Origin of the sequence: Alteromonas sp. CH_MED4-4 (genome assembly GCF_037029575.1) — a bacterium.
Lineage (GTDB): Bacteria > Pseudomonadota > Gammaproteobacteria > Enterobacterales > Alteromonadaceae > Alteromonas > Alteromonas macleodii.
In genome coordinates this window covers 198986-212289 of record NZ_JAYMEU010000003.1, presented here as the reverse complement: position 1 = coordinate 212289, position 13304 = coordinate 198986, and the positions used below count along the sequence as shown (strand labels likewise).

8 protein-coding genes are annotated in these 13304 nt (G+C 44.0%); 3 read left to right on the top strand and 5 right to left on the bottom strand.

From position 1 onward, the window contains the following. Positions 1–63 precede the first annotated feature (63 nt). On the top strand, positions 64–2412 hold the full coding sequence (locus tag WA381_RS03715; RefSeq protein WP_061486833.1) for a Tex family protein: 2349 nt from the start codon (positions 64–66) through the stop codon (positions 2410–2412). Positions 2413–2526: 114 nt separating this feature from the next. Here the strand turns inward: WA381_RS03715 and WA381_RS03710 are convergent, their stop codons facing one another. From WA381_RS03710 to WA381_RS03690, 5 genes are all read right to left on the bottom strand, one after another. Beyond that, on the bottom strand, positions 2527–4008 hold the full coding sequence (locus WA381_RS03710; protein WP_015000054.1) for a tryptophan halogenase family protein: 1482 nt from the start codon (positions 4006–4008) through the stop codon (positions 2527–2529). Between the two features lie 16 nt (positions 4009–4024). Beyond that, a complete protein-coding gene (locus tag WA381_RS03705; RefSeq protein WP_156087261.1) occupies positions 4025–5059 on the bottom strand; it encodes a cupin-like domain-containing protein in 1035 nt (344 codons plus the stop codon). A gap of 11 nt (positions 5060–5070) precedes the next feature. Continuing rightward, positions 5071–5802, bottom strand: a complete 732-nt coding sequence (locus WA381_RS03700) for a SapC family protein (protein WP_156087262.1) — start codon at positions 5800–5802, stop codon at positions 5071–5073. Positions 5803–5995: 193 nt separating this feature from the next. After that, positions 5996–9034 (bottom strand): TonB-dependent receptor, encoded by a 3039-nt coding sequence (locus WA381_RS03695; RefSeq protein WP_076012274.1) that lies wholly within the window; start codon positions 9032–9034, stop codon positions 5996–5998. Positions 9035–9338: 304 nt separating this feature from the next. Next, positions 9339–10535 carry a XylR family transcriptional regulator gene (locus WA381_RS03690; protein WP_014951344.1) on the bottom strand — a complete coding sequence of 399 codons (1197 nt, stop codon included), beginning with the start codon at positions 10533–10535 and terminating at the stop codon, positions 9339–9341. Between the two features lie 229 nt (positions 10536–10764). Between WA381_RS03690 and WA381_RS03685 the strand changes: the two genes are divergently transcribed. Further along, entirely contained in the window at positions 10765–12246 is a 1482-nt protein-coding gene (locus tag WA381_RS03685; protein WP_014951345.1) for an MFS transporter, read from the top strand. Between the two features lie 10 nt (positions 12247–12256). Beyond that, positions 12257–13285: a glycoside hydrolase family 43 protein gene (locus WA381_RS03680; protein ID WP_014951346.1), complete on the top strand. Its 1029-nt coding sequence runs from the start codon at positions 12257–12259 to the stop codon at positions 13283–13285. The last annotated feature ends 19 nt before the right edge of the window (positions 13286–13304 follow it).

Sequence of the window (13304 nt, the reverse complement as noted above, 5' to 3'; positions counted from 1 at the left end):
GCCTTTCACACACCGTTTATTCGCCATTGCCTGACGCGAATTATTAGTATCTTAGAGCGACTTATGATTATCAATAAAATTGCAGATGAACTTAGCGTTCAACCTTCGCAAGTAACTGCCGCTGTTAAACTTCTTGATGAAGGGTCTACCGTACCTTTTATCGCGCGCTACCGAAAAGAAGTGACACAAGGCCTTGATGACACACAGCTGCGTACCTTGGAGCAGCGCTTAACCTACCTGCGAGAGCTTGAAGAGCGCCGCGATGTAATCCTTAAATCTATCGAGGAACAGGGCAAACTAACCGACGAGCTTAAAAGCAGTATCACCAGTGCTGACAGCAAAACTACCTTGGAAGATTTGTACTTACCGTACAAGCCCCGTCGACGCACTAAAGGCCAGATTGCTATTGAAGCGGGCCTTGAACCTTTAGCTGATACCTTATTTTCTGCCCCAGATACCGATGCTGAAAGTGCAGCAAGCGAATACGTTAACGCAGATAGTGGCATTGCTGATACTAAAGCAGCATTAGAAGGCGCCCGCTATATCTTAATGGAGCGCTTCGCCGAAGACGCTACACTGCTGGCAAAAGTGCGCAAGTACTTAACTGAAAATGCTTATGTAAAAAGCACGGTTGTATCAGGTAAAGAGCAAGAAGCCGCCAAATATAAAGACTATTTCGAACACAGTGAAAAGTACAAGAACGTACCATCTCACCGCGCGTTGGCGATGTTTAGAGGCCGCAACGAAGGCATGCTACACATCCAGCTAGATGCCGACCCGCAGTCAGAAGACAACGGCCCATCGCATTGCGAACATATTATTGCCAGCCATTACGATATTATGCACCGCGGCCGTGGTGCAGATGACTTCTTAGCTCAAGTTGTACAGTGGACGTGGAAAATCAAAATTGGTTTACACATGGAAACTGAGCTATTCAGCGCCCTTCGTGAGCGCGCTGAAGAGGAAGCCATTGAGGTATTTGCTAAAAACTTAAACGACCTGTTGATGGCTGCACCTGCAGGTGCAAAAACCACTATGGGATTAGATCCAGGTTTGAGAACCGGCGTTAAGGTAGCGGTCGTAGACAGCACAGGAAAAGTGGTCGCAACCAACACCATATTCCCGCATGCGCCACAAAATCAGTGGGATAAATCTATTCGCACGCTCACCACGTTGTGCAAGCAATACAAAGTAGATTTAATCAGCATTGGCAACGGTACTGGCTCGCGCGAGACAGACAAACTCGTTGGCGAAATGCTCAAGAACAACAGCGAGCTTACTGCACAAAAAATTATGGTCAGTGAAGCGGGTGCATCGGTGTATTCAGCCTCTGAGCTTGCTTCAAAAGAATTGCCTGACCTTGACGTGTCAATCCGCGGCGCAGTGTCTATCGCTCGACGCTTGCAAGACCCGCTGGCAGAGCTGGTTAAAATTGAACCTAAAGCTATTGGTGTAGGCCAATATCAGCATGACGTAAGCCAAAGCCAGTTAGGCAAGTCGCTAGACCGTGTTATTGAAGACTGTGTAAACGCCGTTGGCGTTGACTTAAACACTGCTTCGCCCGCGCTGTTGAGCTACGTATCGGGCTTAAATAAAACCCTAGCGCATAACATTGTTAATTTCAGAGACACCAATGGTGCTTTCCCAGACCGTAAAGCGCTATTGAAAGTCGAACGTTTAGGGCCTAAAGCCTTTGAGCAAGCGGCAGGCTTCCTTCGCATTGTAAACGGCACAAACCCACTTGATGCCTCTGCGGTTCACCCCGAAGCGTACCCAGTGGTAGATAAAATTGTAGATACGACCGCTGTTGCTGTTAATGACATCATCGGCAATACCGAGCTTCTAAAAAGCCTGTCGCCAGATACCTTTACCAGCGACGCATTCGGTTTGCCAACGGTTAAAGACATTCTAAAAGAGCTGGATAAACCAGGCCGCGATCCTCGTCCAGAGTTTAAAACTGCCGCGTTTAAAGAAGGCGTTGAAACCATCAACGATCTTAAACCAGGCATGATTTTAGAGGGTGTGGTTAGCAACGTGGCCAACTTTGGCGCGTTCGTTGATGTAGGCGTACATCAGGATGGACTGGTGCATATTTCAGCACTGACTAACAAGTTTATCTCAGACCCGCGCGAGGTAGTTAAAGCAGGCGATATCGTCAAAGTAAAAGTGCTTGAAGTAGACGTACCGCGCAAGCGTATCTCCTTCACCATGCGCTTAGACGATACACCGAGTCAAAGCAATAATGCAGGCGGCAAACCAGCAGCAGGAAAGCCACAAAGTAAAGGGGCTGGGCGTGCTAACGCAAAAGCAAACCCTCGTTCAAATCAGGGTGGCGGCAATCGCAATAGCCAACCTCAAAATAGCGCTATGGGCAACGCCTTTGCCGATGCCTTTGCTAAAGCGAAAAAGTAAACGGTAGCGCTTAACCGTGACTTTGAAGCAACAAGGCCCTCTTTTTTAAAGTGGGCCTTTTCTTATCTCAGAGCAGTTTGGAGAGCAATTGAAAAGCCGAATGATCGTTCCGCCCTAGGAGCTAGAACAATAATGCTGCAAAAAAGCTTCGTGAGATGGCATATTTTGCAGCCCCTTCTGTACTGCCATCTCTATGCCTTGTAAGAATCTTTGCAGTTCGTGTACGGGCATACCTCTTACACTGGAGTGATAACTTTTAGGTATTATTCCCTGCCCCAGCATAACTTGCGTCCATGAATCGACTCTGAAAAGCTCTCCGTCTTCCTGAAAGGCATGGCCAAACTCTTCAAACAACTGCATACGGTGCTTCAATGTTTCGGGCACTTCCATGTCATGGCAATACTGCCAGAATGGGCTGTCCTTACGATGCGTAGCGTGATAATGGAGAATAATGAAGTCCCTAATTTTAACAATCTCATCAAGTGTTTGACGATTATATTCCTTGGCAATACGTTCGCTGACTCCACTATTAGGAAAGAGTTTTAAAAAGCGAATGACGCCCATTATGATCAGATGAATACTGGTGGACTCCAGAGGCTCTACAAAACCACTCGACAACCCAAGCGCTAGACAATTCTTATTCCACGCCTGAAGGCGTCGGCCAGTTTTAAACTTTATCACTCTAGGTGTGGTGATCGTTTTACCTATTACGTTATCGAGAAGACGTTGTTTAGCATCATCATCTGACAAATATTGACTGCAATAAACCAGTCCATTACCAGTCCGGTGTTGCAGAGGAATCTTCCATTGCCAACCACTGTCATGCGCTATGGCCATTGTAATAGGGCGTGGGGCGCCGACAGATTCAGTTTGCACGGCTATAGCCCTGTCACAGGGCAGCCATTGTGACCAATCTTCGTAGCCTGTTTTCAACGTTTCCTCGATGAGTAAACCTTTGAATCCGGTGCAATCGATAAAGAAGTCACCATGTATTACTTCGCCCGAAGCGAGTTGAAGATACTCTATATAGCCCGTTTCCTTATTTTGGTGAACGTATTCGATCTTTCCTTCTTTTCGAACAACACCTCTTGTTTCACAGTAATCGTGGAGCATCTGGGCATATAGGCTGGAATCCAGGTGATAAGCATACTGAGTATTTGAATTCTGAGAAGTGGCGAATTTATCTTGCTTAGCAGCTTGAAGCTCAAAACAATAGTTGCCAAAATCTTTAACCACTCCTTGTTCTTTGCCATACAGCCAGAAGTGATGGAAGGGTGCGACAAAACTCTCTCGCCCAGTAACGCCAAATGAGTGAATATAAGCATCACCATTTTGGCCCCAGTTTTCAAACTGTATGCCAAGCTTAAAGGTGGCCGACGTCGCCTGCATAAATTCCTTTTCGTCAATACCCAGCAATTTGTGGAATACGCGCATAGGAGGGATAGTGGCTTCGCCAACACCAACTGTTCCAATTTCGTCAGATTCGACCAACGTGATGCTAATTGTAGGACCCATTTGCTTAGCAATTGCTGCCGCCGCTGTCCAACCCGCAGTCCCGCCTCCAGCAATGACGATCTTTTTCACGCTTTTATTCACTATTGTCTCTCTTTTCTTATCTATTCAGTTTGTTTACCAGCATAGCTCGCAGTTGGCGGGATTTTAGTTCATCTAATGGAGAAAGAAGTCCGTGTGATTCAGGAGGTAGGTGCTGAGTAGGTAATAATTCATCGTTAAAAATATAATAGTCGAACACGTGTTTCCAAGCAGCTTTTTCGTGAGCAGGTTTGTCTCGAAGGCTCAAGATAGAATGGTATAAAGCGTTCATTGCTGAGCCCATAAATCGCTCAGCATTGCTCCACCAGTAGTTAACTAAAATATTAAATTTATCCAATCCTTCTACTTGATGCCACCACATGCTGGGGATAAAAATGGCGTCACCAGGCTCTAATTCGGCAGTGATACCTTTTTCTTCAGCCTGTTTAAACTTAGGGTGTTTTTGATAATCAGGGTCGCAAAAATTTACCATAGAGATTGCTTGTCCTCCTGGCGTAGGCGATAAGGGTCCAGGATACAGATTTTCGATTTGATCTGGTGGAAACAATATGAACTTGCGCCGGCCTTTTACTACACATGCCATGTTATCTGATGCATCGTAATGACATTTGGCGATAGACTTATTGCCTATCCAAATGCTCGGAATCGGAGATTCAGAATTAGGTGCTAGTTTCGCAAACGACATATCGAGATCATTTTTTTGGCGAAGGCCGGGGAAACTTGAATCTATAACGTTTGAAGCGATATACACGCTTGGCGGCGCTGAATCCTCAAGATAAGTTATAATTAGGTCTAAGACATCGCCTATATGAGCTTTTTCTTTTTTGAAATTGAGTTGGGTTGCATTGTCGTTATACCCGTACTGCCCATCGAGCCCAGCTTCCCCAAAGTAGGTCAGGGTAGGCCGACCATTGTAGAAAGCTTTCAGATACTCCGCGGCGGCGATATCGGAATGTAGGCTTTTTTTTACAAGCTCCCAGTGATTAACAAGCCCCCTGAGGACTATAGGTTCGTCGTAACTATGCAAATCGTCTGGTATGTTTCCCGATTTGCTGGGACGAAGTTCTCTCGCTTTTCGAGTAATAGGTATCATCTTTTTAAATACTATTGTGAGAGATGAAGGTTTTTGAGGTTTATAAGCTTTCTTACATTTGTCATAGATGCCACCACTGCGAAGGCAAGTTGTAAGTAACCGGATTTACTTAACGCCTGCAATTCGCTACCTGTCAATGCTGCGAGTCTTTCTTCATGAATTGTATAGTTACCACTTAACCTTCGCTTTTCACCATTACTTAATTCAAATTCAATATTGACAGGCTCTATAAGATCTAACGCTAAAAATTGTTTAAACATATCACTTTGGATTTCCAAACCACTATCTATAACCGACAAACACGATGATATATGGTTCAAATATGGGCTATTTCCTCCATGAGTAAGGAAAAGCGATTGCCCTTCACTGTTACTCACTTTAGGGTGATCCATATCAATGTGTATAACAGCATTTTTTTCTTCGCTGTGACTAGATTGTTGAAAGCCAATTAGAAAAGGCCCTTTATTAAGGACTGCGGGTACGTAATCAGCCTTCCACCCCGATGGATAAGAGGCGTCTAAAAACAAGTTTTCGTTTTTTTCCAGACCCAGTAATACTACACATTGATAACCGTCGAATTCGCCATCTCGACGGAAAAAAATAGGATAGTGTTTTTGTAGTTCAATGAATTCAGATGGGAAAGCTAAAACACTAGCCTGATCATCACCATACCGTGCGGCGTAGTGAGTAATAACTTTTGTATCTTTGTGATTGACGTTGTTTAACAGCACGTGTTTTGTCATCTGTCTCCCCTTAATCACATGGTCTGAATGCACCCAATGTGATTGCTGTGAAAGCCTTTTATATTGCCCACAACAACACTAAAATAAAACATGTAATACACACATTCAGACAATTAAAAAGGCCGCTGTACCGCGGCTAAAAATAGCTATTTGCGCTGGCAAGCTATTGTTGCCAGCGCTTGAAACAACTCACTTAGAACTTATAGCGGGCACCAAGGTTGTATCGCGCTCCAAGCTCCGTCAAGAACCACATTTGCGTTTTGTTTCGTGCAAAGTCTCGTGCGTTCTCGCCCGTTACATTTATACCCTCGACGAAAACACTGAATTGCTCATTTATGTTATAGCTAAGGTTTACATCAACTTGTGTGTAAGCTTCGGTATACCGGGGGTTATTTGAGCCACCTCGGTTAGCTTCAGCTAAAAATTCATCGCGCCAGTTAACAGCTATTCGCGCTTGGAATTTGTCATCTTCGTACAAGCCCACTAGGTTAGCCGTATCGCTTAGCCCAATTAAAGCAAACTGTGACGTATTAGGATCTGCGTTGTTATCAAAGCCTACATCACCGTTTACGAAGGTATAGTTGGCCTGAACGCCAAAGCCTGTCTCGCCAAAGAAATGCTGAACAGCAAACTCTGCCCCGTAGATTTTCGCAGAGCGGTTGTTATCAGGAGTGTTAGTCCTAAACACATACTCTGGGTCTGACTCATCGGCGAGAATATCCCATCCTGGAGTTTCTGCGAGTTGCTGTATCTGTTCGGGCGTGCCAGTGTAGTCAGCCGCTCCGTTAGGAAAGGCTTCTGGCTGGCTTAGCAATACGGTCATTGCGTATAAAGATGTATCATCTACAGCGATACCCAAATCTTGGAGAGCGGCGGCGGCTTCCAGAGCACGAGGACCCGCGGTTGGGTTGCGTATACCTAGAATGGTCTGGTCTACTTGACGGCTGCCTAAGAAATTAGCCACATCTTTTTGAAAGAATCCTGCAGAAACATAGCTCGTAGAATCGTAGTACCATTCTAGCGACACATCTGTATTCGACGACTCAAGTGGCAACAAGCCTGGGTTTGAGGCGTTCGCCGTAGGTATTGCACCTAATAACGTAGAACCGCCGCCACCACCGAAGTTGCTCGCCGACACACCGAGACTGCCAAGTCCTGCACGAGCAATAGTTTTGCTATAAGAGAAGCGACCAATCAAATCTTCGCTAATTTCCAGTTTCAAATCTAAGCTAGGTAGTAAATAATCATAGCTGTTCTCAGCTGATGCTGGCGTTGGGGGGACATCAGAATTTACAAAGGGAACGATATCGTTATTATCTTCCCAACGGAATAAAGTTTGACCTACTAGAGAGGTTGATTTCACATCTGTTTCTTCGTAACGAAGCCCGGTTAGCACGCTGAAATACATGCCGCCAAGTTCTCCATCTAATGAAACTTGTGCATACGCCGCTAAAGTGTCCTCTTGAATTGTATCGTCAAACGACAAGGCTTGCTCGGTTGACGATGGAATGCCTGGATATAAAGATTCAGCGGCTGTATAAAGTTCACGAGCGTCAGCAATAAAACCAAAGCCACCCGGTAGTACACCGTAATCGTCAAATTCACCAGGTAGATCGAAAGGTTGAATTAAGTCACCAAACTCGCCAGGATTAGCAACCCCCCAGTTACCTAAGGCAATGTTGTTGCCTGCGGTTTGGAACGAACGAGATTCCATTTCCCGAGCTTCAACACCAAAGTCGAAACGACCATTATCTAACACATATTCGCCGTCTAATTTAAACTGTGTGATCTTCGAGCGCTGAGCTGCGTTACGAATACGCGCAATTGACGAACCTACATCACCGGCATCAACTACTCCGTTATTATTGGCACCACGAATACTGTCGTCGTAAACATTTAGATAAGTAGGTAGCTCCGAATCGTAGAACCACTCCCTCTCTACTACAGTAGGGGCGCCTAAGCCCACCGCAATTTCTCCCGAGCCACGTGGGCCGGTACCACGACTGTGCATCTCCGAGTCATGCGCATCAAACGTAAGTGAAAAGTCGTTATTTACTAAATATTTAAAGTTTACACCTATTGAGTCTAGCGTATTAGTTTGCTCTCGCCACTGTTGCTCATAGCCTTCATCTGTTCCGCCAGCATAGGTCTCTCTCATATAGATAGGAGTTTTTACAGTGCTGTTATCGAATTCCACAACCTGTGTATTGCTGCCAGTTTGCACCCAGTTAGTAATTTCGCCACGTTGTTCAACTATTTCGTTTTCAGCAAAGGTGTAGTCAACGGAGGCTGTGAACTGCTCTGTAGGAGCAAACTGAAGAGTTAACTGCACATTATCGCGAACGCGCTGAGTATTTGAGAATGCGTAACGAATGTCATTTGGGCGAGCGTATAACTGGCCTTGCTGGGGAGCATTGATATATTCAGCACTTGTCGTATTCCACAGCCTATCTGGATCAGCAAGATCGTCCCAATAATCGATATTCCAGTCATTTACCGTCGCACCGGTGTAACCTGAGTCACGCTCTTGGTGGATCGCAGCTACGCTAACGCCCCAGGTCGCGTCATCGTTAGCGTAACTAACAATCGCCGAGGCCTCTGGAGTTACATCGTCTCCCGTTCTATTTGTCGTGTCATGTACCGCTTTTACACCCGCAGTAGCCGTAAAACCTTCATTGTCTAAGGGTTTAGCTGTCACGATATTAATGGTTGCACCAATGCCGCCCGTTGCAATATTGGCCTTACCTGTTTTATATACTTCTACCGCTCTAACGGCCTCTGAAGCCAAATTTTGGAAATCAAATGAACGGGTGTTACCCCCACGAGTTGTTCCGTCAGCACCAGAACCCGCACCATAAGTAATAGCCGCAGGCATTGTACGACCATTGAGTGTAATCATATTATTACCACCCGCGAAACCGCGAACAGTCACTTCTGAACCTTCGCCGTTAGTCCGGCTGATTGAAACACCGGTAATACGCTGTAACGATTCTGCGAGGTTAGTATCTGGGAACTTACCAATATCTTCAGCTGAAATTGCATCTACGATACCAGCAGAATAACGCTTAATAGATGCGGCTTCTTGCAAACTACCTCTTATACCTGTTACTTCGATAATCTCTGTTTCTTGATCATCTTGTTCCTGAGCAAGTACGGGAGTTGAAATTGTAACTCCCAAAATTAAGGATAAACTTGTTGCCAACTGTGTTTTGGCAAACTTTCTTTTCGACATGTGCCTTCTCCAGATCCCGCATTAATGAGTGTATTAATTCGTTAACATCATCTGTACCGCTATTCGTTATTTTCAAATTACACCGATGATTGTTTAACGCCTCAATAATAGCGCTCGAGATAAGACAAAAGCTTTTATGTAATTTATCAAACCGTTAACTAAATTTTAACATGGCGTGAGTTTTTACTGCTCTAAGTAGGATTAGTTCGACAAGTATGAGCATGAAATAAAATCGTATAGTAATTACCACTGGGCTCGAACCGAACTCTTTTTCGCTGAGGATAGGTAGTGCCATTGTTGCAACTTAAAAACTAGCCACTTTACTTTCCTTACCCTTTTGATTTTCGCTTCTATAAGCTGATGGCGTTGAATTAAAGTGCTTGTTGAAAACAGAATACATATATTGGAGTGAGGGATAACCGCATTTTTCGGCAATGTCATTAATTGACATCTCTGATTCGGCGAGTAGCTTACACGCGCGAACAAGTTTCTCGTTATGAATTGCTGTATGAACACTGTAGCCATGTTCTTGTTGAAAACGGTTTTCGAGATTAGACCTGGAAATACCTACGAAGTCTGTTACCTGATCAACCTTGATACCTTTAGTGGCAAACTGTCGTATAAAGTGAACGGCTTGAATTACATAAGGGTCAGACAATGCTTTAAATTCTGTCGATTGACGTGCTTCAACGCCTACTGGACCCACTAATACCTGACTTTCAGGCACCTTTTTACCTTCTAACCGCTTGTGAAGAAGTTTCGCGGCTTTGTACCCCATTTCGAAACAACCTTGTGTCACTGAACTCAAGCTAATCCGGCTTAGGTTTCTTGCTAAGTCGTCATTATCAATGCCAATAATTGATACTCTTTCAGGAACCTCTACCCCTAAGTGATCACATGCTTGGAGTAGGTGCCGTGCTCGGGCATCGTTTACCGCAATAATCCCTATAGGCTTTGGCAGATTCTCTATCCAATCGCTTAATTGCTTAAACGTGGAATGCCATGTTTTACGGTTTGTGGCATGGCCTTTATAAATTTGGTAGCTATATTCTTCTTTACTTGCCAACTTCGCGAATGCGCGCTCACGCTCGATAACCCACCGATGATGTTCATCGAGGGGTACGCTATACATCGCAAAACGTTTTAATCCTTTCTCTTTTAGGTGTTTAAACGCAGATTCAACCAGCGCGAAATTGTCTGATGCCACGTAAGGAATATTCGGGTATTGTTCTAGGTCAGAATAGGAGCATCCTACACCGATAACCGGTTCAGATATGTTGTCTACAATTTTCTTGATTTCTAGGTCATCATAGTTAGCTATTAATCCATCACAGCGCCATTCACTAACATCATCACCGTGAAACCTAAAGTCCTCTTCTAAAAAGACGTCCCAATCGACTTTAGTGGTATGCAGGTAGTGTCCGATACCCTCTAGAATTTGTCGATCATACACGTTATTAGCATTAAAAAGCAGCGAAATGCTGTGTTTTGATTCATACATACTCGGACCTGAACCTGTTAATCGACCAAATGTAGTATTACTTGATACTCTGAATTTGAATACATTTCAAGCCTAGTTGAAAGCCGTAATCTCGTTAAAAATGCAAAACGAGAACAAGTATCTTAAAAAACATAATTGTTAATAATAGCGGCAAGTTGCAACATGATGATAACAAATTTTTATTACACTTATTCCACTTTTCTTTTCTATATGTAAGTAGACGCAGTAAATGAATGCACAAACCAATTCCATATCTATCACAGAAAAAATAGGCTATAGCCTCGGTGACTTAGGCGCCAACCTTATATTTCAAACACTGATGACTTTTCTGGCTTTTTTTTACACAGATGTTTATAAAATCCCGCCGGCCACGGCTGCAACAATAATTTTTGTTGGCGGCATGATAGGTGCTTTTTTTAATCCTGTGATGGGTGTGATAGCAGACCGTACTCATACACGCTGGGGCAAGTTTAGGCCATGGATACTATGGACTTCAGTTCCTTTAGGTATAATCTCCTTACTTGCCTTTAGTACACCCGCGTTGAGTGACCAAGGAAAGTTAATATACGCTTTTACCACATATGTATTGTTGGTCGTGATTTATTCTGCGAACAACCTTCCGTATTCAGCCCTAAGCGGCGTGTTGACTGGCAACATGAAAGATCGAAACAGTCTATCGGCCTACCGTTTCGTCGCGGTAATGATTGCTCAATTTATTATTCAGGTTTTGTTGCTACCTCTTGTGTTGATTTTAGGAGATGGGGATAAAGCAGCAGGCTTTCAAAATACCATAATGATATTTTCTGTTGTGGGTATTATTTTCTTTCTGATTACTTTTATAACTACGAAAGAAAGAGTGATCCCTTCACCAGGAATGTCTTCGAGTATCAAGGATGACATAACAGATTTGATGGGCAATCGGCCTTGGTTAATTATTCTTTGCGTCACTATTTTAGTTTTCGTCACGCTTGCTTTAAAAGGCGGTATGTATATCTATTATTTCGAGAATTATTTAAGTGCAGCTCACATTCAAATATTCCTAAATGATATTCAATTCAACGCGTCTATAAATGCACTCAACAAAATACTCGTTAATGCTGGCCTGACCGAATTTCGCTGGCCTGAAGATGCGGCGACATCTGGCTTTAGTTTGTTTAATGCTGGCGGCATTATTTTTATGATTGTTGGGATAGGGTTTTGCAAACCTTTAGCTGATAAATTTGGCAAAAGAGATGTATTTGGATGCGCTCTATTTGTCTCAACACTTTTTATACTCGCTTTCTACATTATACCTCCTACAGAAATAGGTTGGGTGTTTTTGAGTCAAATTATGCATGGCTTCTTTTATGGCATTACGATCCCCTTACTTTGGGCAATGGTGGCGGATGTTGCGGACTATTCAGAGTGGAAAAATAACCGTAGAGCCACCGCGATTATATTTTCCGCAATGATATTTGGGCTTAAATCTGGCCTAAGCATAGGGGGAGCGTTAGTCGCGGGCATACTGGCTACCTATGGATATGATGCAGAATTGTCATCGCAAACCGTAGCCGCGGTTGAAGGAATTAAATTATCGGTGAGTGTCTATGCTGCTATACCTTTTTTACTTTGTGTTATTGCTGTGCTGTTCTTGTATAGCATAGACAAGAGTAAAGAGACTCAAATTGAAAAGGAATTAATGGTAAGGCGGGCTGTGAAGGTAGAGCTTTAAGGAGTATAAAATGCCAGAGAAACAATATGAAAATGAGATCGAAACATATAAAGAGTCTGCGATATCCAAGCCTCTTGTAGAGCACATCTACACCGCAGACCCTTCTGCACACGTATTTGAAGGAAAAATTTACATTTATCCCTCTCACGATATTGAAGCGGGAATACCTTTTAACGACAATGGCGATCACTTTGCTATGTGCGACTATCATGTACTTTCCATGGACTCGCTAACATCACCGGTGCAAGATCATGGTGTAGCATTGCACGTGGATAATGTGAAATGGGCAGAGCGCCAAATGTGGGCACCAGATGCCGCGACTAAAAATGGTAAATATTTTCTTTATTTTCCTGCGAAGAAAAGCGATGGAATCTTTCAAATTGGCGTTGCTGTAAGCAATACTCCTCATGGTCCATTCATGGCACAGCCTGAACCTATCGGCGGAAGTTATTCTATTGACCCAGCCGTGTTTGAAGACGACGACGGAACACATTACATGTATTTCGGTGGTATATGGGGTGGACAACTGCAGAACTATAGAGATAACAAGTACAACGCTTCTTTTGCAGAACCCCAAGACGGCGAGCCTGCGCTTGGTCCAATAGTGGCCAAGATGAGCGGTGACATGCTGGAATTTGACCATACGCCCAGAGAGATACTGATTGTAGACGAAGGTGGCAAACCTTTATTAGCGGGTGACCATGAGCGTCGCTTCTTTGAGGCATCGTGGATGCACAAACATAAAGGGAAGTATTACTTCTCCTATTCGACAGGTAATACCCACTATCTTTGCTATGCAATTGGCGATAGTCCTTACGGGCCATTCGTTTATGCTGGACGAATTCTTGAGCCCGTGGTCGGTTGGACAACGCACCATTCAATTTGTGAGTTTGAAGGTAAACACTATTTGTTTTACCACGATAGTACACTCTCGGGTGGCGTAACTCATTTGCGTTCCGTTAAGGTGGCACCGATAGAATATGACGATGATGGAAAAATTATAACGCTCTCCCCTTACGGCGATGTACGCGTCGAGTAATGTAGAAGAAAAGTAGGGT

What these genes read in the sequence shown, in the direction of transcription:
- WA381_RS03680 (WP_014951346.1), top strand. Translation starts at nt 12,257, where the DNA reads ATGCCAGAGAAACAATATGAAAATGAGATCGAAACATATAAAGAGTCT.
- WA381_RS03685 (WP_014951345.1), top strand. Translation starts at nt 10,765, where the DNA reads ATGAATGCACAAACCAATTCCATATCTATCACAGAAAAAATAGGCTAT.
- WA381_RS03715 (WP_061486833.1), top strand. Translation starts at nt 64, where the DNA reads ATGATTATCAATAAAATTGCAGATGAACTTAGCGTTCAACCTTCGCAA.
- WA381_RS03705 (WP_156087261.1), bottom strand. Translation starts at nt 5,059, where the DNA reads ATGATACCTATTACTCGAAAAGCGAGAGAACTTCGTCCCAGCAAATCG.
- WA381_RS03695 (WP_076012274.1), bottom strand. Translation starts at nt 9,034, where the DNA reads ATGTCGAAAAGAAAGTTTGCCAAAACACAGTTGGCAACAAGTTTATCC.
- WA381_RS03700 (WP_156087262.1), bottom strand. Translation starts at nt 5,802, where the DNA reads ATGACAAAACACGTGCTGTTAAACAACGTCAATCACAAAGATACAAAA.
- WA381_RS03690 (WP_014951344.1), bottom strand. Translation starts at nt 10,535, where the DNA reads ATGTATGAATCAAAACACAGCATTTCGCTGCTTTTTAATGCTAATAAC.